This is a genomic window from Brevibacterium sp. CSND-B09 (assembly GCF_052906525.1).
This window is the reverse complement of the sequence record NZ_JBREGI010000001.1, coordinates 3,265,874-3,287,919: the sequence shown is the minus strand read 5'-3', so window position 1 is coordinate 3,287,919 and position 22,046 is coordinate 3,265,874. Positions and strand designations below refer to the sequence as shown.

The following is a 22,046-nucleotide window of genomic DNA, read 5'->3' as shown; positions in this document are numbered from 1 at the left end:
TCGATATGATGGTTTCATCATGCCATTGAATCAGCTTCAGTGACCCCTGTACGAGGTCAAGGCGAACCTCTTCAAGGGCCTCGCCCACCCCTTCCGCATCCGCATCCTCGAGCTGCTGTCCGGCAACGACGAAGTCAGCGTGGCCGATCTGCAGGCCGAGACCGCGCTCGAGGCCTCGCACCTCTCGCAGCATCTCGCAGTGCTGCGGCGCCACCGTCTCGTCGAATCCGAACGTCGGGCCAGCCATGTCTACTACCGTCTGGCCGACCGGCGCACCGCAGAGCTGCTCGCGGTGGCCAGGAGCCTGCTGCTGACGATGCTCGAAGACGATGAGCAGCGACTCGCCGAAGCCCGTTCGCTGCCGAAGATCCCGGGCGCTGATACGGCATGAGCCCGACATCTCCGCTGCGCAGCACCCGATCTCTGCTGCCGTCGGTCGCCGACTACCGTGAGACCCGCCGCTCCTGGCCGAAGGACCTCCTCGCCGGTGCCACCGTCGGCATCGTCGCCCTGCCCCTGGCTCTGGGCTTCGGAGTCAGCTCCGGGCTCACTGCCGAACAGGGACTCATCACCGCAGTCGTCGCAGGCTTCCTCGCCGCGGTCTTCGGCGGATCCCACCTGCAGATCTCCGGTCCCACCGGTGCCATGGCCGTCGTCCTCGTGCCGATCGTCGCCAGCCACGGCGCCGAGGCCGTCATCGCCGTCACTCTCATCGCCGGACTCATCGTCGTCGTGGCCGGACTGCTGCGGCTCGGCCGGACGGTGTCCTTCATCCCCTGGCCGGTGATCGAAGGCTTCACCGTCGGCATCGCTGCGATCATCTTCCTCCAACAGGTGCCGTTCGTGACGACCCCCGATGATCTGGTTCCGGGCGAGGTGAGCACGAATGCCTTCGCCGCCGCCGTGCAGCTCGTTTCGTCGGCGGACTGGTCGTATCTGCCCTACTCCCTGGGTGCGGTCGCGATCGTCGCCGTCTGCATGCTGCTGGCTCCGAAGTTCCATGAGTCGATCCCCGGATCATTGGTCGGCATCATCGTCGTCACCGTGCTCGCCGGAATCGTGCCCAATCCCCTGGCCACGATCGAAGAGATCCCCCAGTCGCTGCCGACCCCCAGCCTGCCGGTCGTCGACCCGGCCTCCCTGCCGTCACTGCTGCCGGCGGCGGGCACGATCGCCGCGCTCGCGGCCATTGAGTCGCTGCTTTCGGCCAGGGTCGCCTCGTCGATGTCCGACGCCGGCGCCTACCAGCCTGACCGTGAGCTCGTCGGCCAGGGCGTCGCCTCGATCGGATCGTCGCTGTTCGGCGGCATCCCTGCCACCGGTGCCATCGCCCGCACCTCCGTGAACATCCGTGCCGGCGGTCGCACGCGCCTGGCCTCGATCGTCCACGCGGCCGTGCTGCTGCTCATCGTGCTGGTGGCTGCGGGACCGGTGAGTCGGATTCCGCTGGCGGCCCTCGGCGGAGTCCTCTTCGTCACGGCGGTCCGGATGGTCGATCTCAAGACGATGCGGTCGATTCTGCGCTCGACGAAGTCCGATGCCTTCGGGTTCGTCATCACTGCGCTCATCACCATCTCATTCGACCTCATCGTCGCCGTGGGCATCGGCGTCGTCGTTGCCGCGGTCTTCGCTCTGCGGAAGCTGTCGTCGATCACCTCGGTGCGCATCGAACGACTCTCGGAATCAGAGTCCGAGTATCCGGGTGATGAGAGGATCGCCATCGTCCATTTCCACGGACCGCTGTTCTTCGCCTCGGCCGATCGCATCTCGGATGAGGTTCTGGGGCTGCGGGGAGTCGAGGTCGTCGTGCTGCGCATGTCGCAGCTCGAACTCGTCGACGCCACCGGCGCACACATCCTCACCGATATGGTCACAGCCTTCGAACGCCGCGGGATCACTGTGCTCATCAAGGGCGTCAGAGACAGCCAGGCCGGACTGTTCGAACAGGTCGGGGTGCTCGCCGCACTGCGCCACCACAAGCATCTCTTCGATGAGCTGCCTGCTGCCCTCGCCCATGCCCGCTCGCATGTGGAGCGGGCACGGCAGAGCTGATCGTGCCTCAGCCGGCCTTCTTCTCGGGGCGGGCGAAGATGTTCGACGGGAAGGCACCTGACTTCGCAATGACGCGCAGCAGGTCACGGCTCGGCGAGAGCAGAGATTCGATCGTCTGATCGTCAAGCACCGACCACGCGGCTGCAACGGTGCCGTCGGTCAGGGCTTCGACCTGTTCCTTCAGGTCACGTCCCGCCTCGGTGATGAGGGGAAGGTCGTGCCCGCGGTCATCCCTGTCCACGGTGATCAGCCCCGCCTCGGCGAGCCTGGACTGCGCGGTCTGCCATTCCTCATCCGTGTAGCCGCGTGTCCTCTGTGCCGCTCGCGGACGGAACCCGGCACCGGTCGCGACGTCGAGCATGAGGGCGTCGATTCCGGGCACACCGGCCGTGACGAGGGAGGCGACATGGCCGTCGCCGCGGAATTCGCGAGCCACGGTCGCCACGTCCCACATCTTCTCGAATGCGGTGGCCGCCTGGTGGCCGCCGATGACGTCGGCGGTGGCTGCGGCCAGGGTGCGGCCGGAGAAGTCCATGGCGGCGAGCACGGGTGCCAGCGTCTCCGTCACCTGGGTGGCCGCCTCGGTGAGCAGGGCGATGTCATCACGGTCACCGAAGAGTTCGGCCATGTACGCGCCCACTGCGTCGAAGCGGGCCTGGACCATCTGCTCCGGGCTCACCGTCTCCCACAGGCGCGGCAGCATTCCGGCGACGAAATTCGGGGAATAGTTGTAGTACGCGGCGGACACGACTCCAGGATTCACCCGTCCCAACGGAGCCGAACGGGCGGCCATATTGCCTTCGACACCGGGTTCGAGTCCGTACTTGGCGTACTCGGCGCCGACCGTCTGCGAGAAGTAGATCGACGAGTGGAAGGAGTTGATGCGGGCCGAGACCGTTCTGATGTTCTGTGTGCGCTGGGAATCCATATCGTCATCCTATGGGCGGTCTCCTCCCAGGTAAATGGGTCTGCGCGTGCGTCGCTGCCCGCACCGACCGGCGCAGGTCAATAGCGCAGTCTCATAGGTCCTAAATCGCTTTCCCCCTCCCCCGAGGCGGCCGGACTTCCGCGTCGATCCTCGCACCGGCGCGCCCGTCCGGTCGCGCACATTTGCCGCGTCAGGACCCGGTGCTACGGTCTGAGCATGGAGTGACACGGACCGTTTGCGACCACGGCATCGTCCCGGTCGGAAGCCGATCCCGCCAACCGCATCAGCACAGCGTCCGGCTTGGAGGTCAGATGAGGATCGCACTGTTCGCCACCTGCATCGTCGATGCGATGTATCCCGAAGTTGCGCAGGCAACCGTGAGAATTCTGCGCCGACTCGGCCATGAGGTGATCTTCCCCGAAGGCCAGTCGTGCTGTGGGCAGATGCACATCAACTCCGGCAAGTTCGCGCAGGCCGAACCGGTCATCGCCAATCACGTCCGCGCCTTCACGAGCACCGAATGGGATGTCGCCGTCGCCCCGTCCGCTTCCTGCGTGGCCTCGCTCGGCCACCAGCAGCCGATGGTCGCCACCCGGGTGGGCAATGATGCCCTGGCTTCCGAGGCCGCCGAGGTGGCCGGCCGCACCTATGAGCTCACCCAGTTCCTCACCGACGTCCAAGGCGTCACGGATGCCGCGGCCGATCTCGGTTCCTATTTCCCGCACCGTGTGACGTATCACCCGTCGTGCCACGGAATGCGGCTGCTGCGCCTCGGCGATCGACAGTCCTCCCTCGTCCGGTCCGTCGAGGGCATCGACTTCGTCGAACTGCCTCTGGCCGATTCCTGCTGCGGGTTCGGCGGCACTTTCTCCGTGAAGAACCCGGAGGTGTCCTCGGCGATGCTCGCCGACAAGGTGCGCACGATCCAGGCGACCGAAGCCGATGTCTGCACCGGCGGCGATGCCTCCTGTCTGCTGCACATCGGCGGGGGAATGTCGCGGTTCGAACGCACCGGAAGCTTCGACGGCGCCCCGGACGTCACCGCCGTCCACGTCAAGGAGACAAGTTCGACCGATGAGCGGGGGCACACGACCGAGACGCTGACGACGGTCGTCGGTGCCGACGATGACGACCACCTCACCCCAGGCCATCGGGGCACCTCTCCGGCCGAGCCGAGCCGCACCCAATCCGGGTTCCGCGTTGGTCAGGCCGCGGTCCATCTGGCCCGGATCCTCGCGTCGACGAAGGAGGACCCGCTGCGGGTGCCGAGCGAAGGAGCAGAAGTGAGCGGAGGGAGCCTGCGATGACCTTTCTGGGAATGCCGCTGCTGCCGTCGAAGCGACGCAGCGATCTGCCCGGCGGGCAGGGCAACATCATCGAAGCCGAGGCCTTTCCGGAGGTCTCGCACGAACATCTGAGCAACCAGCAGCTGCGCAACAACATCGGCCACGCCACCTCGACGATTCGGTCCAAGCGCGCCGAGGTCGTCTCCGAGCTCGACGACTGGGAAGCCCTGCGCGACGCCGGTGAGGCCACGAAGAACGAAGTGATGGCGAACCTGCCCGAGTATCTCGCGCAGTTCGAAGAGGCATTCACCGCCGCCGGCGGCATCATCCACTGGGCCCGCGACGCCGATGAGGCCAATGCCATCGTCACCAAACTCGTCGAGAACAATGCGCCGGTGCTCGAGACCGGTCGTCGCGAGGTCATCAAGGTCAAGTCGATGGCCACCCAGGAGATCGGTCTCAACGAGCACCTCGAGGCCGAAGGCATCGATGCGTTCGAGACGGATCTGGCCGAGCTCATCGTCCAGCTCGGCGAGGACAAACCCAGCCACATCCTCGTTCCCGCCATCCACCGCAACAGGGATGAGATCCGTGAGATCTTCATGGACAAGATGCCCGACGCCGGGGAGCTGACGAACGAACCGGCCGTCCTCGCCGAGGCGGCCCGCCGACACCTGCGCCACAAATTCCTCACCACGAAGGTCGCGATATCCGGAGCGAACTTCGGTATCGCGGAGACCGGCACTCTCGGAGTGGTCGAGTCCGAGGGCAATGGGCGCATGTGCCTGACCCTGCCGGAGACGCTCATCACCGTCATGGGGATCGAGAAGCTGCTGCCGAGGTTCGCCGATCTCGAGGTGTTCCTGCAGCTGCTGCCGCGCTCGTCGACGGGTGAGCGGATGAACCCGTACACCTCGTTCTGGACGGGGAAGTCCGAGGGGGATGGTCCGCAGAACGTCCATCTCGTTCTCCTCGACAACGGACGCACCAGGGCCCTGGCCGATGAGCACGGGCGTACGGCGCTCAACTGCATCCGCTGCTCGGCATGCATGAACGTCTGCCCCGTCTACGAACGCACCGGCGGCCACGCCTACGGCTCGACCTATCCGGGACCGATCGGAGCGATCCTGTCCCCGCTGCTCACGGGAGTCGAAGAGCAGGGCAACGGTTCTCTGCCGTACGCGTCGAGCCTGTGCGGCGCCTGCTACGACGTATGCCCCGTGAAGATCAACATCCCGGAGATCCTCGTCCATCTGCGGGGCGAAGATGTCAAGGCCAACCACTCCCCTGTGTCCTCCCAGCTCGACGCCGCCCTCACCGGTGCGTCGTGGATGATGGGCGACGGGAAGCGGATGGCCGCTGCGGAGAAGGGACTGCCTCTCGCGCACAAGGTCACCGGCGGTGAGCAGATCAACGCCCTGCCCGGAATCGCCGGCGCCTGGACATCGAGCCGGGACATCCCGGCCCTGCCCGAGAAGAGCTTCCGACAGCTGTGGGCCGAAGAGGAAGCGAACGATCGCGACGAGGAGGGACAGCGATGACCGATACCGCCCGCGAGGAGATCCTCGCCCGCATCAGCGAAGCACTCGGTCGCCGCGGCGGCGGGGAATACGTGTCGTCGTCTCCGCGGACGGCGGTACCGGGCACCGGCGGCACGGCACATGCCGAATCCGGTGGGGTCGCCTCGGCGAACACTGCCGCCACGGCCGCCGACGCCGGATACCACCATGAGGGCACACACACTGGTGAGGGCCTCATCAAACTGCTCATCGACCGTCTCGTCGACTACAAAGCCAACGTCCACCGCGCCGACGGCGACCCGAGCGCGACGATCTCCGAGCTCATCGGCGGCCATTCCTCGGTCGTCGTCCCCCGCGGTCTTGACTCGTCCTGGCTGGCGGGGTATTCCGGTGGGGTGCGGGTCGATGCTCCGGGTGAGTTCCTCAGCGTCGACGAACTCGACGCTCAGGGGGCGGTGGTGACCGCCTCGGCGGTGGCGATCGCGCAGACGGGCACCATCGTCCTCGACGGATCGGACGAGTGCGGGCGGAGGGCGATCACGCTCGTGCCCGACCATCATGTGTGCATCGTCCGGACGGACGACATCGTCGACATCGTCCCCGAGGGAATCTCCCGGCTCGACGCGCACGCACCGCTGACGTTCATCTCCGGGCCCTCGGCCACGAGCGACATCGAGCTCAGCCGGGTCGAAGGAGTGCACGGACCGCGAACCCTCGACGTCATCATCCTCAACGGATGAGCGCAGCGGGGACGTTCGACTCTGCCGAGCCGGCGAGCGCACTCGGACCGGCGAATGCGAACGGACCGGCGAGTGCGGAACAATGGAGCCCATGACCACGGCGCAGACCCTTCAGTACCCGCGGCCGGATGACCGACCCCGACGTCGCAGTCGGCGGACGACGTTCATCGTCTCCGCGATCGTCATCGTCCTCACCCTCATCATCGGCAGTGTCGCGGCCGACCGCATCGTCGACTACACCACGGAGCAGCGCATCGCCGACGGGCTTGCGGACTACGGTGAAGCCTCGGTCTCCGTCGAAGGCTTCCCCATCCTCACGCAGCTGGCTTCCAGAGAGCTGAACTCGGTGCATGTCACCGCCGATGAAGCTACCTATGAGGGCGTCGACTTCACCGATGTCGATGCGAAGCTCTATGACGTTCCCACCGGCGGGTCGAAGCCGATCGGCACCGTCGACGGCACTGCGGTGCTCCCCCACTCGACCCTCGACGAACTCGCCGCCGAACATGCGAACCTGCCCGAGGGGATGTCGTTCACGACCGTCGACGGCGAACTCTTCCTCAAGGGGTCGATGCTCGGTCAGGATCTGCTTGTGGGCATCGACCCGAAGGCCGACGGCAGGCGGGCCGTCGTCGACGCGACGACGATCAAGCTGGGTTCGGCGGAGTTCTCCCTCGATCGCCTGCCTGGATTCCTCACCTCGGAGATCTCCGATATCGTCATAGATCTCGACTTCCTGCCCGCCGGACTCGAACTCACCGACATCACCGCCACCGACTCGGGACTGCAAGTCCGCCTCCACGGTTCCGGCGTCAGCCTGCAGTGATCCGCTGGGACCCCGGGCGGCCGTGGTCGGGTCGGGCCGCCTCGGCGATCGGGTAATGTTCCGGTCGTGACGACTCCCATTCCCGCCGAAACCGCCGACGATGCCCGCCGCTACCGCCCCGATCCGACCGTCCTCACCGCACTGACCTCACCGAGGCTGCTCACCCGTGAGGTCCTGGCCGGACTCGTCGTGGGGCTCGCCCTCATCCCCGAGGCGATCGCGTTCTCGATCATCGCCGGAGTCGATCCGAAGGTCGGGCTGTTCTCCGCATTCATCATGGCCACCTCGATCGCGTTCCTCGGCGGGCGCCCGGCCATGATCTCCGCGGCGACGGGAGCCGTCGCGCTCGTCATCGCCCCCGTCGCCCGCGAGCACGGGATGGACATGTTCATCGCCACCGTCATGCTCGCCGGTGTGCTCCAGATCCTGCTGGCCGTGGCCGGAGTCGCGAAGCTCATCCGGTTCATCCCCCGCAGCGTGATGGTCGGGTTCGTCAACGCCCTGTCGATCCTCGTCTTCGCAGCACAGGTCCCCCACGTCATCGGAGTGCCGTGGATGGTCTACCCTCTGCTGGCCATCGCCATCGTCGTGCTCGTGTTCATGCCGAAGCTGACGAAGATCGTACCGGCACCGCTGATCACGATCGTGATCATCACCGGCGTCGTCGTCGTGTTCGCCGTCGATGTCCCTACTGTCAGCGACCAGGGCGAGCTGCCGCGCAGCCTGCCCGAACTCTTCATCCCGCATGTGCCGCTGACCTGGCAGACCTTCACGACGATCGCCCCCTACTCGCTGGCCATGGCACTGGTCGGGCTGATGGAGTCGCTCATGACGGCGAAGCTCGTCGACGAGATCACCGACACGCACTCGAACAAGACCCGTGAGTCCTGGGGTCAAGGGGCTGCGAACATGATCTCCGGCCTCTTCGGCGGGATGGGCGGCTGCGCGATGATCGGGCAGACGATGATCAATGTCCGCGCTTCGGCGGCGAGGACTCGGATCTCGACGTTCATGGCCGGAGCGTTCCTGCTCATCTTCGTCGTCGTGCTCGGCGACATCGTCGGCATGATCCCGATGGTCGCACTCGCTGCCATCATGATGATGGTCTGCGTCGACACCTTCGACTGGCATTCCATCCGTCCCTCGACGCTTAAGATGCTGCCGAAGTCCGAGACTTTCGTCATGATCGCCACCGTCGCCGTCGTCGTCGCCACCGGCAACCTCGCCATCGGCGTTGTTGTCGGAGTGTTCGTGGCCAGTGTGCTCTTCGTTCGGAGGGTCGCCCACTTCGTCACCGTCGAGCGCACGGTCACCGAGGCGGTCGCCCGGTATGTGGTCCGCGGCGAGCTCTTCTTCGCCTCCTCGAATGACCTGACCACTCAATTCCGATACACACATGATCCCGATCAGGTCGTCATCGATATGACGGAATCGCATGTCTGGGATGCGTCGACAGTGGCCGCCCTCGATGCGATCGTGACGAAGTACGAGGCGCTGGGCACGAACGTGGAGATCACCGGAATGAATGCGTATACCGAGACTCTGCATACGCGACTCTCCGGCGGGCTGGGATAACTGCCCGGTGAAGTCGGGCAGGCGCGCGATCCGCTGAGGTAGACTGTCCGCAATGTCACAGTCAGCCCCGGATGCCGCTTTCCGCCCGAAAGTGTGGGTTCTTCCGCACTCGGGCACCAACGGCTACATCACTTCGTGGGGCGAAATGCAGTCGGGCACACAGCCGTTCGGACGCGGAGATCTTCCGCCCCGACCCCTGGTGTGATCTTCCGACAGAGTTCATCGTCCGAGCCGACGACGTCCGCTCGATTCACGTACGTACGCTCAGCGTCGACGAACTGAGCACAGTCTGCACATCCACTCTTCGGGTCGAACCCTTTTCTCTGCCGACCACGAACGGGATCACTGTGACCACCACTTCTGCAACCGCTTCACCACTCGCCTCACCGACCCCTCTGGGACAGCGCTTGTTCCAGGCGCTCCGCAGCGACACCGTCGGCGGCGCCCTTCTCCTCGTCGCCGCAGCCGCCGCTCTGATCTGGGCGAACTCACCGCCGTCGGCCGGATACTTCGCACTCCGCGATATCGAGTTCGGTTACGAACCGTGGCATCTGCGGCTGAGCATCGGGCAATGGGCCGCCGACGGACTGCTCGCAATCTTCTTCTTCCTCGTCGGCATCGAGCTCAAGGCGGAATTCACCCGCGGTGACCTGCGTCGGCTCCGCACCGCCGTCGTCCCGATCACTGCGGCGGCCGGCGGCGTCCTCGTCCCCGCCCTCATCTGTGCGGCGTTTCTGCTCACCCGCCCGGAGCTCCTGCGCGGCTGGGCGATCCCCACCGCGACAGACATCGCCTTCGCCGTCGCCGTCCTTGCGATCGTCGGCTCCCACCTGCCGAAAGCGCTGCGCCTCTTCCTGCTGACCCTGGCCGCAGTCGACGATCTGCTGGCGATCGCGATCATCGCGATCTTCTATACCGAGTCCATCGCGGTTCTCCCCCTTGTCGCGGCGCTCGGAATCGTCATCGTCTACGGGCTCATCGCGAGCCGTTTCCGTCGCTTCTTCGTCGACCGTACCTGGCCCTCGTGGGTCATCCTCCTGCCCCTCGGACTCACCGCCTGGGCGTTCATGCACGCCTCCGGCGTCCACGCGACCATCGCCGGAGTGCTGCTGGGCTTCACGATCCCCGCCGTCGTCGGTCGTGGTTCGAACCGCGCGATCGGCACCGGCCACTGTGCCTCCAGCGACCTCGATCCGGATGCCGACAGTAGGTCCGGAATCGACCTCGCCGAGGCGCTCGAACACCGCCTTCGACCGCTGTCGGCCGGTTTCGCCGTCCCGGTCTTCGCATTCTTCGCCGCCGGCGTCGATATCGGCGGAACCCACGGTCTGGCCTCGGCGTTCTCCCACCCGTTGACCTACGGGATCGTGACGGCACTGATCGTGGGCAAGCCTGTCGGCATCCTCGTCTCCACCTGGTTGGTCACCCGGTTCACCGGTGGGTTGAATCCCAGTCTGCGTTGGGCCGACCTCACCGGCATCGGGCTGCTTGCCGGCATCGGCTTCACCGTCTCGCTCCTCGTCGCCGAGCTCAGCTTCACCGCCGGTTCGGTCGAACACGATGTGGCGAAGGTCGCCGTTCTCAGTGCCTCTCTGTTCTCGGCGGCACTCGCCGCGCTCATCCTCACCGTCCGAAATGCCCAGCACCGTCGCCGGTCTCAGGCGCACCATCGACGGTCGCAGGTGTGAACGAGCTCGGTGACCAGCGAATCCGCACCGGGCGATTGCCAGTTCCGTCACAGACAGCCGCACTAGGCTTCGAATCGTCCGTGTTCATCCCCACGATCAGCATCGACAGTGTATTCGACCAACTGAGAAGGACCGTGCCATGGCATTCGACAAATTCCTCGACAAGGCCAAGAACCTCGCCAACGATCCCAAGATCAAGGACAAGCTCAATTCTGACAAAGCTGAGAAGGTCACCGACTCGGTCCTCGACAAGGCCGCCGGTGTCGCTGACTCCCTGACCGGAGGCAAGCACTCGGACAAGATCAAGAAGGCCCGGGACGCCGCCGACAATGCCATCGGCAATGACCGTGATCAGACCGGTCGAGCGAATCGCAGCGACGATCAGCCCGGCGGTGCGAACCGCGGCGACGACGTTCGTGGGAACGATGTCCGCGGAGATGATCGTGGCGACAACGGTCTCGACGGCGGCAACGGACCTGCCGGAAACCGCTGATCATCTGCGTCACCTGATCGAGCCCCTGCCGACTGCGGCAGGGGCTCGATCTCTGTTCGGCGGTCTTAAGCGGACGCAGTGGTGCGGCTGACGGTGCGGCCAGCAGGGTCAGATATGCGACTGTGCAGACAATCCTGGCTCAGGAATCGATGTCCGGGGCCGGCACACCCTTCGGATCGGCGTCGATCGTGATCCGCACTGCGTCGATGACAGCACGATCGTGCAGGAGATCCTCGGCCGGTACAGTCCACGAGTCCCCCGCCTTCTCTCCGCATGACTCGCCACGGGGAGAGAAGACCTCACAGTCGACGGCAGAGATCGGTGCCGCGGACTCGATGACGAGGTCTCCTCGGTCCAAGGGACGGACATACACGACGACGCCATTGTCCTGATCGCCGTTCATGTCTGCTGCAGGCACCGCTGCCCCCGCCACCTCGTAGTTGAGGACCCCTCGATGAGCTCCTGCAGTGAGCCTGTCTGTGGAGAATCCGATATCGACGGAATGCAGCTCTTCCTCGATAGTCGCCTCGGCGGGAGCCGAATCGATGGTTCCCTGCGGATTCGAATAGCGCGCACGCAGGTACGGCGGCAGCAGAGACTCGGAGTCGGGCAGGCGGAATCCGTCATGGATGTCACCACCGAATCCCCATGCTGTCTCCAGCGCCAGCTCGAGTTTCGTATCCATCCGCACCGAGTAGCTGCCATCGGCGGCGATGCTGACCGTGTGCTCAGCAGTCTTGTCTCGCAGCGGGTTCGGCGCTGCATCCACTCCGCCGGGCGCTGCGATCACAGTCGTGATCACCGCAGTCACGGCGAGCGCCGCCATAATGGAGAACGCTCCCCGGGTTCCGAATCCTCTCTTCGTCTCGCTCATCACTGCCTCTCCTCTGCAGGGATCGGGGATACTGTCATTCCTGTGGGAGGAGTGAAGGCGATGATTTCATGACTGTCCGTCAGGGACTCCCGCCAGACCATATGGGTTCCGTCTTCGGCCGCGTCGCCGCTGTTGATCGCATCGCTGTCATCGACTCGCGAGAATGCCTCAGCGTCACACCCGTCACCAAGATCGAAGTCGACGTTGTCGGCCGGACAGTACACCGGCCCGTCGGTGTCGATGTCCAAAGTGTGCGTCGTCGGTGTGCGCTGACCATTCCCGATCACGGGGACGGGCACGGCGAAGAATTCCTCGCCGGCCACGGTGATGAACACATCGTCAAGGACGTATTCGAGCTCGACGACATGACGGCCTTCGCTCCACGGCACGGCCTTTCCGTCGGAATCCTGCGAGGTGAACTCGAAGAGAACCCGCGGGTGGTCGAAGCCCTCCTGCTTCGTCTCTTCGACGTCGATGTGCAGCTCTCCGAGGGACTTCGGTGAGTCCTGAGTCGAATCGTCGGCTGTGCTCAGCTCGACTGCTCTCAGCGCCGACGGCTTCGGCATCATCGCCAGCCTGTTGCCGGTCCGCGGATCACTGCCCACGCCGACATCACTGATCCACAGACCGACCGGTTTTCCACCTTCAGACGGGCTCTCGAAGATCAGCCTTTGGCGGATCTGCACGGTGCCGTCTCTGTGCGGGTCCACCTCGGTGATGGTTTCCTGCGGGGTCAGCGCATGTTCGGGCAGGCTTTTGGTCTCAGGGTGGGGAGCCGAGTACCGCAGCACCAGCGCGATCACGATCACGCCGATGACGGCGACAGTGAACGCGATGCCGATGAGGAGGAGCAGCTTGGGGCGGGTCATGACTTCACACTATGGCCGGGTCCCGTCACAGGAGCTGCACAGTCGGTGCCAGACCTGGAACAATCGCTGGGTGCGGCGCTGAAACTGTGCCGCTGAGTGCGTCATCGAAGTACCTCCGCACCGGCCCCGTTCGGCCGAACCGGTGGCTCTGCTGCCGACGATCGGCAGCCGGCGGAGGAGTGTGTGAGAATGGCAGTCTGCGTCAAGCTACGCTGTGCCCACCGACCACGACTGCAGCAGGAGGTGCCATGCGATCGCCTATCCCGGATTTCCTCGATGAGACGCTCGACCGATTCCGACCGGATCGGTCCGGCGAGAATGCGGATTATATCCCGGACCTCGCCTCAGCGGATCCGGAGAAGCTCGCGATCTGCATCTCCACCCTCGACGGCGTCGAGTACACCTCCGGCGATGCCGACTATGAGTTCTCGATCCAGTCGATGTCGAAGCCCTTCATCTACGGCCTCGCCCTCGAGCAGGAGGGCCTGGCCGGGGTCCTCGAGATGGTCGGCGTCGAACCCAGCGGTGAGAAGTTCAACGAGCTCTCCCTGGACAAGAAGTCGGGTCGGCCGCTCAACCCGATGATCAACGCCGGGGCCATGACCATCCACTCCATCCTCGGCGATCCGGGTGCAAGCTTGGCCGAACGCACGGAGATCGTGCGCGCCGGACTCTCTCGCTTCGCCGGCCGAGAGCTGTCGATCGACGAATCGGTGGCCGACGGCGAATGGCGGGAAGCCTACCGCAACGTCGCCATCGCGAACATGCTCCGGTCCTACGACATCTTCTATGACGACCCCGACGAGGTGGTCCGCGGCTATATCGAACAGTGCGCGATCACCGTCACCGTCAAGGACCTCGCCATCATGGCCTCGACGCTGGCCGGCGGCGGCATCAACCCGCTGACCGGCGAACAGGTGCTCTCCCCCAGGGTCAATCGGCAGGTGCTCGCAGTCATGATGACCTGCGGCATGTACGACGCGGCCGGCGACTGGATGACAGAGATCGGGATCCCCGCCAAGAGCGGAGTCTCCGGCGGTGTCTTCGGTGTCATGCCCGGTCAGGTCGGCATCGCCACGTTCTCTCCGCGGCTGGACAGGCACGGCACGAGCGTCCGCGGAGCGAAGATCTTCCAGGACCTCTCAGATCGGCTGAGCCTGCACATCATGGATGCTCCGGAACCGGCCCGCTCGATCATCCGCCGTGACCGTCGCTTCGTCGACTCGGAGGGCAAGATGGTCCGCATCTGCAGCCTGCAGGGACTCATCCAGTGGAGCGGTTCGGAGAACGTCCTGCGCACGATGGACGAACCCGGTTCCACCACGAACACCTTCGTCCTCGACCTGCGCCGCGTCAACGAGATCAACTCCGTCGCCCGGAGTATGCTCACCGAGGCGCTGTCACGAATGAAGGACGATGGGATCCGCGTGGTCCTGCTCGACCCCGACGACATGATGCAGTGCAAGGGGCCGAACTCCGCGCTTCCGGGCGTGCAGATCCTCGATTCGCTCAAATCGGTCAAAGGACTCAAACGCATCCGCGACGATCGTCGTCGGGAGATGGCCGACCGCTCCAACTGACGGCAGCGATGGGCCGGTCCCACCGGCGCGAGCGATGGGGGCCGATCCGCGCGGCGGGAGGGGTAGAATCCGTCCGCTGGGATCCGGAACCGCCCGCCGATGGGGATTTGATAAGGTGAGCCTTACTGAACCCCTGCGCCGAGGCGGCTCCACACTTCAAGGCCGACCGTGAGCTTCCAGGGGCACCCCGTTTGAGAAAGGCCGCCTGTGACGACCGCACCCAACACCCCCGAACGCACCGCACGACCCGTCCGCCAGCAGGCTGTTCTCACCGTGCTCGAGACGACCGAAGTCAGCCCGCACCTGGTGCGGATCCGCCTCGGCGGGGACACCTTCGACAACATCGATTCGAACGATGCGACCGACAAGTACGTCAAGCTCCTCTTCGCCGATCCGGCACACGGGCTCGTCCCGCCCTACGACCTGACGAAGCTGCGCGAGCAATCCCCCGAGAAGCTGCCGAGTCGCCGTACCTACACGGTGCGCGAGATCAACCTGGACGAGAAGTGGCTGAGCATCGACTTCGTCATCCACGACGATGACGGAATCGCCGGACCGTGGGCGAAGAGCGCGAAGCCGGGAGACACGCTGGTCCTCTCCGGCGCGGGCGGCAAGTACGCCCCTGCCGCCGAGTCCGACTGGCACCTGCTCATCGCCGACCATTCCGCGATCCCCGCGGTGAGTTCGGCCATCGAGGCCATGCCCACCGGAGCCGCCGGGGTCGTCCTGGCCTATGTCGCCGACCACGCCGATCGCGTTCTGCCCGAGGCGCCGGAAGGCGTCGAGGTGAGATGGGTGGACTCGGACGACGAGCTCATTGCCGCAGTTGAGGGGCTCGAGTGGCGTGCGGGCACTCCGCAGGTCTTCGCCCACGGCGAGCGTGAGACGATCAAGGCGATCCGCAAGATCCTCAAGGACCGCGAAGTGCCGCGGGAGTCGCTGTCGATCTCGGCGTATTGGGCCCGCGGCCGTGCCGAGGACCAGTTCCAGGCCGAGAAGCGCGAGCCCATCGGCCAAATCGACTGATTTCCCTGCCTGGTCACAGCGACCGCTCAGGTCGCCGTCGACCGCTCGAGTTGTCGCCGACCGCTCACGCCATAGGGTGAGCGATCGGCTGGGGTTCAGCTGCGACGGCGGGCGAAGAAGTAGGCCGCTGTGCCGATGGCGATGAGACCGACAGCGATGCCGCCGAGGATGAGGTACTGACCGAGGTCGGCACCGGTGCGCGGCAGCGGGCCACCGTCACCGTCGGCGTCGTTGGAAGCTTCGGAACCGTCTGCACTCGAGCCAGCTTCGCTGTCCGACTCCGCCCCGTCAGCAACCGCACCGTCAGCGCGCGAATCCGCTTCGCTGCCCGCATCGGCCCGAGCGTTGTCGTTCGCACCGGCCTCGGAGTTGGACTCACTGCCGGCCGCGTCAGCCTGAGCATCCTCGTGCGCGTTGTCGTCGGCACCCGCGTTGTCGTCTGCGCCGGCTTCCTGATCAGTACCGGCGTTCTCATCGGCACCAGCATCCTCGTCAGTCCCGGCGTTCTCATCGTCGCCGTCGTCTCCACCGTTCGCGAGATCGGCCACCGAGTAGAGACTTGTCGTTCCCGAGACCTCATTGCCGACGACGAGCGCAGCCTCATCCGTCGGCGACTCATCGGCGCGGAGGAACGTGATGCCCTCCGGTCCGAGGTCTCCGGCGCTCGAGAGCAGTGCAGCAGGATCCGAGGCATCTTCGATCTCGTCCTCGACGGAGACCGAGAAGGCCCGATTGTTGAAGTAGGTCGCGAACTTCGGGGCGCTCGGGTCGCTGAGGTCGAAGGCCGCCATTCCGCCGATGCGTTCGAAGCCGACGAACGCGTAGGTCGTCTCCCCCACCTCGCCGATGGTCAGCGCCTCGGGCTCTGGGCCCTTGTCGTCGCTGCGTCCTTCGAGGTTCGACTCGGAATGGTTGGAGTTGAAGAACTCGGGCACCGCCTCGGCGGTCAGCTTCTCGAACTCGTCCCCGGAATCGGCGACGAGCTTCCCGTCGGTGGTCCACACGGAGAATGAGCGGGCGCCGAAAGCCACGAGCTCCTCATAGCAGTCGCCGGCGTCGTTGAGACCCAGATCGGTGATGATGTTCAGCCGTCCGAGGTCTTCGTCGCCGAGCTTGTCGGCCAGCGGCGAGGTCTCGCACACCGGTGCGAGGCCGTCCTCGCCGAGGTCCTTGCCCCTGGCCGCATCGACGAAGTCGCCCCACTCACGGGAGTCACCCTCGTTCGCGGTCACGAGGTAATCAGTGCCGCCGGTGGAGAACGTCGAGATCGTGTCGGGCATGTACGCGCCCTTGAGCCCCTCGTATTCCGTGATGTTCACGGTCGGAGCGTCCTCGGGGTCACGGTCAGAGGCGTCGAGGCCGTTGCCCACCTGGCCGTGGTCCTTGAGACCCAACGGGAGGATCTCCTCGACCGACGCCGAGGCGATATCGACGACCGCGATCGCGTTCGCTTCCTGCAGGGTCGCGTAGGCCCTGTCCCCGGCGACAGTGATGTACTCGGGTTCGAGATTGCGCGAGATCGGCAGATCCTCTTCGGGGGTGGGCCCGAAGATCCGCACATCCTCGGGCAGTGTCTTCGCTCCGCCCTCCTCGAACTCGTGGAAGTCCGCAGTGTGCACGTCCGAGTCCGACGGCGCGGCCACCTCGGCGGGGAGATCGATGACGGACACCGAGCCTTCGGGGTCGGTCGAGAAATCATCGGCCGGTTCGCCCTCGTTCGCGACCAGGGCATGGCTGCCGTCCGGAGTGACGGTGACCATGTCGGGCAGGGACCCGACGGGAACCTCGCCGAGGATGTCCGCCTCGGGATCGTTCGCGTCGAAGAACATCACGGTGCCCGGCTGCGTCTTGTCCTCGTCCTCGAGCGCGATGACGCCGAGGCCGTCCTCACGGATGGAGATCGAGTTCGCGACCCCGGTGCCCGTGATCTCGGAGACCTTCTGCGGGTTGGTCGGGTCCGAGGCGTCGATGACGTCCACGGTGGCCGCCTGAGCGTTGACGGTGAAGACCGTGTCGCCGTGGACGGCGGTGATCTCGGCGGCGGATTCGTCGAACTGTCCGGTCTCGTGGGACCCGAGGAAGCCCATCTCGATCTGCGCGTCCGAGGCCGAGGAGCTGATGGGATCGTCCACTTCCGCGGCGTGAGCGGTGCTCGTGCCTGGCCCCGTGCCGCCGACGGTGAAACCGGTGGCCAACAGGAGGGCGGCCGCCTGGGCCGTGAGCGTCTTCGCGGACAGTGGGATCGGCATCGGTTCTCCGGGATCGATTGGGCGTCGCGGGCCGACTGAACCCGCAAACACCTATTCATAGGCACCCGGAATGGACCGGTTCCGAACCGCAGATGGACGGATGGTGAACACACTCAGCGACTGCGTCAGTGAACGTCGACCGCTCACGTTATACGTATACAGTGAGCGCTCGGCGCTGAGGCGAGCGGTCGGTGACGTCGCCAGGGAAGACTCAGCCGAGATCGAGGTTCTCGGCCACCTCGGCGACCTTGCGCTTCGCTGCCGCATCGAGGTCACGCACCGGCAGAGGCAGGGTGTCTGCACCCACGAGTCCGAGATGTTCGGCGATGGCGGCGGTCACGCGCAGGCTTCCGCCGAATTCGGTGAACAGATCCCACAGCGGCTGCAGCTCGGCCGAGAGTTCGCGGGCGAGCTGTGCATTGCCGAGTTCCGCGGCCCGCGTGATCTCGAGCATCGGCTCGGGGATGGTGCCGCCGACTACCGTGTACCAGGCATCACAGCCGGCGATGAGGCCCTCGGCACCATGGGCATCGCCGGAGATGCCGATCGTCACCTCGTTGCCGATGGCCGCACGGATCTCGCCGATGCGCTCGTCCCATCCGGCGGGCGAGGCAGGTGCTCCGGGGATCTTGATCGAGGCCACACCGTCGAGCCCGGCCAGACGCGAGTAGAGCTCGGTGGTGAACGTGAAGTGCGTGGTGCCGGGGTTGTCGTAGACGACGACGGGCAGGTCGGTGGACTCTGTGACGGTGCGGAAGAGTGCGAACACCTCATCCTCGGTCAGCGGCTGATAGCTCACCGGTGCCAGCAGCAGCCCCTGCGCTCCGGCAGCTTCGGCGGAGGCGACGTTGGTCAGAACGTCTCTCGTCCGCAGCGCACCGACTCCGATGAAGACGGGGATGTCCAGGGCGGATTCGACGCTCAGTTGCGCCACCCGGGCGCGTTCGTCGGTGTCGAGGTAAGCATACGAACCGGTCGATCCGAGCGCCGTGATCGAGTCGACTCCGGCAAGCACGAGACGTTCGATGAGCCCGATGAAGGCATCCTCGTCGAGGGAATCGTCCTTCAGCGGGGTCAGCGGAAAGGCACTCAGCCCGGTGAACAGGGACGGGTCGGGGGTGTTCGTCAATGATCCTCCTCGGGTGGACGCGGGCCACCGATGGCGCGAACCTCGGGTGGCCGCGATGAAACGCGGTCGGCAGCAGCGGATGGGCCCGCTTGCGTTCAGTCTGCCAGGTCAGTCGAGAGTAGGCAGGTACGTCTCGAACCGATCGAACTCCAATTGTGCTGAGGCGACCTCCACGGCCGCCGCACCGACGGCGTTGGCAGCCCGCAGCGCGCGCTCCGGTTCGAGTCCGCTGGTCAGGCCGATGGTCAGCGCCGCGCAGTAGGCGTCTCCGGCACCGACGGTGCTCACGGGATTTGCGGGGACCGCCTCGGCGAAGGCGATCTGCTCACCTCTCTGCAGCAGTGCCGACCCTTCCGCCCCGTAGGTGACGGCCAAGAGCTTCGCGTTCTGCAGCTGCGGCAGCTGGGAGTACTCGTATTCGTTGACGATGATGAGGTCGGCACGGTCGACCACCTCGGCGGGCAGTTGAAGGGCGGGAGCCGCATTGACGGCGAGGAACCCGGGCACATGGTTCGCGAGCTCGACGATGAGATCGAGGGAGATCTCGAGTTGAGTGAGCACGGCCTCGTCGGCCCGGAATTCGATACCGTCGAGGCTGACCTCGGCATTCGCTCCTTCGCAGACTGCGATCTGATTCTCACCGTGGGCGTCGACCATGATGAGCGCGGTCCCGGTCTCGGCGGTCGCCTCGGCGATGTCATCGGTATCCACCCCGGCGGAGCGGAGGGCCTCGAGCATTGCCCTGCCGTCGGAGTCTGGGCCGACCGCACCGATCATGCGGGTCCGCGCACCGAGGCGGGCGGCAGCGGCGGCCTGGTTCGCCCCCTTACCGCCGGGAGAACGGGACAGTCTGCCTCCTCCCACGGTCTCGCCGGCGGCGGGAAGTCGGAAAGTGGTGGCGGTGATATCGGCGTTGATGCTGCCGACGACCGTCAGGGAGCAGTCGATGGACATGGCCCCATTATCGACGATCGAAAGAGGGCGGATCGACGACGATTGTCGGCGATCGGAATCGGGCGGGTGTTGGCAAAACGTGGGCACACAGCGGACATGAGAGAAGCCCCGTGATCCATCTGCACAGATCACGGGGCTTCCCGATCGGGGTGAGTAACGGGACTTGAACCCGCGACATCCGCGACCACAACGCGGCGCTCTACCAGCTGAGCTATACCCACCACATGCGCTGCACCTTGAGGCGCAGACAGCAAGATACATCTTAACCGCACCCGCCTGACCCGGGCAAACCAGAACCGCCCCTCGAGCCCGATGAGACGCAGATCTCATTACATGCAACGATTCAGTAGCGATCTATAACGGTTTCGGAAAACTGGTAGGAGCGACCCTCGACATTCATTAGTATTGACTCGGCCCTGTCCTCGATAGCTGTCAAGGAACCCTGTACATGCCTCGTGCGTTGATCTCCGTCTCCGATGACGGGTTCACCTACACCACCCTCAACGGGGCGACGAGTCGCTATTCGGACACCGGACAGGCCATCACCTACCTCGGCGACTATGCCAAGGAGACCGCGACTCCCCTGACCGTGACGATCGACGACGGTACGAAGACGACCGAAATCGGCATCGATGAGAATGGCCGAGTCGGGGCGGTTCCCAAATACAACACCGGCGCCGAGGAGGTCGCGGACGAATCATCGACCGCTTCGTCCGCGCATGGTTCGGCTGAGACGGCCGGACAACCGGACGACGCCGATCAGAACACGAACGGCCAGAACACGAACGGCCAGACCACACACGGCCAGTCCGCCAGCGGGCAGAACGGCTTCGCCGCCTACGACGACTCATCAGGGTCGAACGGCGACAGCTACCCGATGGGCACTCCGTTCTCCGGACCGGCCGCACCGGCCACGCCGACAGTGAAGAAGACACCGGTGCGCAAACGGTCGACACGCAACCGTCCGCAGCGACTGAAGAAGATCACCATCCCAGGACTCGTGCTCATCGGTCTGGCGATCCTTATGATCGGCGCCTTCGTCGTTCCCAATATCGTCCCCGTCGACTCCCCCGATACCCCGCAGACGATCGGTTCGGAGCAGCAGGTCAACCCCGCCTCCGAACTCTCCGTCGACAATACCCAGGACATTGTTCCCAGCTACGACAACTCCCCCACATGGGAAGCCGAGGTGCCCAAGCGCGCCTCGGTGACAGCCTCCGATCGCGGCGTGCTCCTCGTCAACGACAACCGCCTCGAAGTCCTCGACGCCGACACCGGCAAGTCCCGGTACAAAGCCAAGATCGATCAGTCCCCGACCTTTGCCGTCGATACCGTCATCGACGGCCGCCCGGCCCTGCTGTGGCAGTCGGGCAATACCGCCGAGGCGCTCTTCGACGGGGAATCGAAGCCGAAGACCTACCAGCTGCCGGAGAAGGCCCGCATCACCTCCGCAGGCAAGAGCGTGCTCATCAAGTCGGGCAACAAGCTCTCGACCTTCGGCGCCGAGGGCCTGGAAGACGTGCCCACCCCGCAGGCCGGCTCGACACCGATGGCCATCGACGATGATGAGATCTTCAGTTCGGACTGGAACGGTCCGGTCACAGCGAAGAACATCAAGTCCGGCGACGAACGCAGCATCAAGCTCGAAAGCCCCGGCGACGAACTGAAGATCATCGACTGGATCTCGGCCGGCCACGGCAAGGCGATCACGTTGTGGGGCGAACAGGGCGCTTCGACGAACTCGGGTCACAGGATCCAGCTCGTCGTGCACTCCCTCGACGACGGGTCGATCCTCTCGACCGTGACGACGACGACCGACATCGTCGGCGAGAAGTCTTGGGTGCGCGGGCAGGCCGGAGAACGCGCCTATATCGGTCCGTATCTCTTCGACCTGGAGTCGGGTCTGCTGCTGATGGACGTCTCCAGCCGTGATATCCATCTCTCCGAACCGCGCGGATCCATCGTGCCCTGCACGATGGACACGAGCACCTCGTGCCTGCTCGCCGGCAAACAGGCGTTCAAGACCGACACCGATCTGCTGGCGGTCGTCGACAAGGGCAACGAGGCCCTGGTGCTCGGTGACGACTCGACCGTTCGCGCATATCCGAAGAAGTCAGAGACGCAGGATCGCTGATTCCGCGCCACGGCGAAACACGCCTACGGCTTTAACACATCTGGCCAAGACATTAAGATAGTGCCCGATGTGTCTGAACGTCATGTCCCCTTGACCCAATGAAGTCGGAATCCCCACCGCGAA

The 22,046-nt window shown here is 65.3% G+C and carries 18 protein-coding genes and 1 tRNA gene; 12 read left to right on the top strand and 7 right to left on the bottom strand.

Features of this window, described 5'->3' with window-relative positions; translation table 11 throughout:
* The first annotated feature begins 46 nt into the window (after window positions 1-46).
* Both ACU4IU_RS14720 and ACU4IU_RS14715 read left to right on the top strand, forming a co-directional pair.
* Entirely contained in the window at window positions 47-391 is a 345-nt protein-coding gene (locus ACU4IU_RS14720) for an ArsR/SmtB family transcription factor (protein ID WP_446657605.1), read from the top strand.
* Window positions 388-2,052, top strand: a complete 1,665-nt coding sequence (locus ACU4IU_RS14715; RefSeq protein WP_446657147.1) for a SulP family inorganic anion transporter — start codon at window positions 388-390, stop codon at window positions 2,050-2,052. The genes ACU4IU_RS14720 and ACU4IU_RS14715 overlap by 4 nt, the downstream gene beginning before the upstream one ends.
* A 7-nt stretch (window positions 2,053-2,059) precedes the next feature.
* On the opposite strand, the gene ACU4IU_RS14710 is transcribed toward ACU4IU_RS14715, so the two are convergent.
* Window positions 2,060-2,980, bottom strand: a complete 921-nt coding sequence (locus ACU4IU_RS14710; RefSeq protein WP_446657146.1) for an SCO6745 family protein — start codon at window positions 2,978-2,980, stop codon at window positions 2,060-2,062.
* A gap of 311 nt (window positions 2,981-3,291) precedes the next feature.
* Between ACU4IU_RS14710 and ACU4IU_RS14705 the strand changes: the two genes are divergently transcribed.
* The 7 genes from ACU4IU_RS14705 (at window position 3,292) to ACU4IU_RS14675 (ending at window position 11,108) form a co-directional block, all read left to right on the top strand.
* The gene (locus ACU4IU_RS14705; protein ID WP_434590608.1) at window positions 3,292-4,287 is read left to right on the top strand and encodes a (Fe-S)-binding protein; all 996 of its coding nucleotides are present in this window, start codon (window positions 3,292-3,294) and stop codon (window positions 4,285-4,287) included.
* Entirely contained in the window at window positions 4,284-5,807 is a 1,524-nt protein-coding gene (locus tag ACU4IU_RS14700; protein ID WP_446657145.1) for a lactate utilization protein B, read from the top strand. The genes ACU4IU_RS14705 and ACU4IU_RS14700 overlap by 4 nt, the downstream gene beginning before the upstream one ends.
* Window positions 5,804-6,526 carry a LutC/YkgG family protein gene (locus ACU4IU_RS14695; RefSeq protein WP_446657144.1) on the top strand — a complete coding sequence of 241 codons (723 nt, stop codon included), beginning with the start codon at window positions 5,804-5,806 and terminating at the stop codon, window positions 6,524-6,526. The genes ACU4IU_RS14700 and ACU4IU_RS14695 overlap by 4 nt, the downstream gene beginning before the upstream one ends.
* A 91-nt stretch (window positions 6,527-6,617) precedes the next feature.
* On the top strand, window positions 6,618-7,352 hold the full coding sequence (locus tag ACU4IU_RS14690; protein WP_446657143.1) for an LmeA family phospholipid-binding protein: 735 nt from the start codon (window positions 6,618-6,620) through the stop codon (window positions 7,350-7,352).
* A 78-nt stretch (window positions 7,353-7,430) separates the two neighbouring features.
* A complete protein-coding gene (locus ACU4IU_RS14685; protein WP_446657604.1) occupies window positions 7,431-8,927 on the top strand; it encodes a SulP family inorganic anion transporter in 1,497 nt (498 codons plus the stop codon).
* A 347-nt stretch (window positions 8,928-9,274) separates the two neighbouring features.
* On the top strand, window positions 9,275-10,615 hold the full coding sequence (gene nhaA / locus ACU4IU_RS14680; RefSeq protein ID WP_446657142.1) for a Na+/H+ antiporter NhaA: 1,341 nt from the start codon (window positions 9,275-9,277) through the stop codon (window positions 10,613-10,615).
* 139 nt (window positions 10,616-10,754) lie between these two features.
* A complete protein-coding gene (locus ACU4IU_RS14675; RefSeq protein ID WP_446657141.1) occupies window positions 10,755-11,108 on the top strand; it encodes an antitoxin in 354 nt (117 codons plus the stop codon).
* A 139-nt stretch (window positions 11,109-11,247) separates the two neighbouring features.
* On the opposite strand, the gene ACU4IU_RS14670 is transcribed toward ACU4IU_RS14675, so the two are convergent.
* Window positions 11,248-11,982: a hypothetical protein gene (locus tag ACU4IU_RS14670; protein WP_446657140.1), complete on the bottom strand. Its 735-nt coding sequence runs from the start codon at window positions 11,980-11,982 to the stop codon at window positions 11,248-11,250.
* Window positions 11,982-12,851 (bottom strand): hypothetical protein, encoded by an 870-nt coding sequence (locus ACU4IU_RS14665; protein ID WP_446657139.1) that lies wholly within the window; start codon window positions 12,849-12,851, stop codon window positions 11,982-11,984. The genes ACU4IU_RS14670 and ACU4IU_RS14665 overlap by 1 nt, the downstream gene beginning before the upstream one ends.
* A 248-nt stretch (window positions 12,852-13,099) precedes the next feature.
* On the opposite strand from ACU4IU_RS14665, the gene ACU4IU_RS14660 reads away from it, so the two are divergent.
* Window positions 13,100-14,431: a glutaminase gene (locus ACU4IU_RS14660; RefSeq protein WP_139908515.1), complete on the top strand. Its 1,332-nt coding sequence runs from the start codon at window positions 13,100-13,102 to the stop codon at window positions 14,429-14,431.
* Between the two features lie 207 nt (window positions 14,432-14,638).
* Window positions 14,639-15,457 (top strand): siderophore-interacting protein, encoded by an 819-nt coding sequence (locus ACU4IU_RS14655; RefSeq protein WP_446657138.1) that lies wholly within the window; start codon window positions 14,639-14,641, stop codon window positions 15,455-15,457.
* 95 nt (window positions 15,458-15,552) lie between these two features.
* Here the strand turns inward: ACU4IU_RS14655 and ACU4IU_RS14650 are convergent, their stop codons facing one another.
* The 4 genes from ACU4IU_RS14650 to ACU4IU_RS14635 all read right to left on the bottom strand — a co-directional run bounded on the left by ACU4IU_RS14650 (window position 15,553) and on the right by ACU4IU_RS14635 (window position 20,010).
* The gene (locus ACU4IU_RS14650) at window positions 15,553-17,706 is read right to left on the bottom strand and encodes a choice-of-anchor I family protein (protein ID WP_446657137.1); all 2,154 of its coding nucleotides are present in this window, start codon (window positions 17,704-17,706) and stop codon (window positions 15,553-15,555) included.
* A 211-nt stretch (window positions 17,707-17,917) separates the two neighbouring features.
* Window positions 17,918-18,835 (bottom strand): dihydrodipicolinate synthase family protein, encoded by a 918-nt coding sequence (locus tag ACU4IU_RS14645; protein ID WP_446657136.1) that lies wholly within the window; start codon window positions 18,833-18,835, stop codon window positions 17,918-17,920.
* A gap of 108 nt (window positions 18,836-18,943) precedes the next feature.
* Window positions 18,944-19,789: a ribokinase gene (locus tag ACU4IU_RS14640; RefSeq protein ID WP_446657135.1), complete on the bottom strand. Its 846-nt coding sequence runs from the start codon at window positions 19,787-19,789 to the stop codon at window positions 18,944-18,946.
* 148 nt (window positions 19,790-19,937) lie between these two features.
* Window positions 19,938-20,010: transfer RNA gene (locus ACU4IU_RS14635), tRNA-His, on the bottom strand.
* 227 nt (window positions 20,011-20,237) lie between these two features.
* Between ACU4IU_RS14635 and ACU4IU_RS14630 the strand changes: the two genes are divergently transcribed.
* Complete coding sequence (locus tag ACU4IU_RS14630; RefSeq protein ID WP_446657134.1) at window positions 20,238-21,923, top strand: hypothetical protein; 1,686 nt, start codon at window positions 20,238-20,240, stop codon at window positions 21,921-21,923.
* Window positions 21,924-22,046 lie beyond the last annotated feature (123 nt).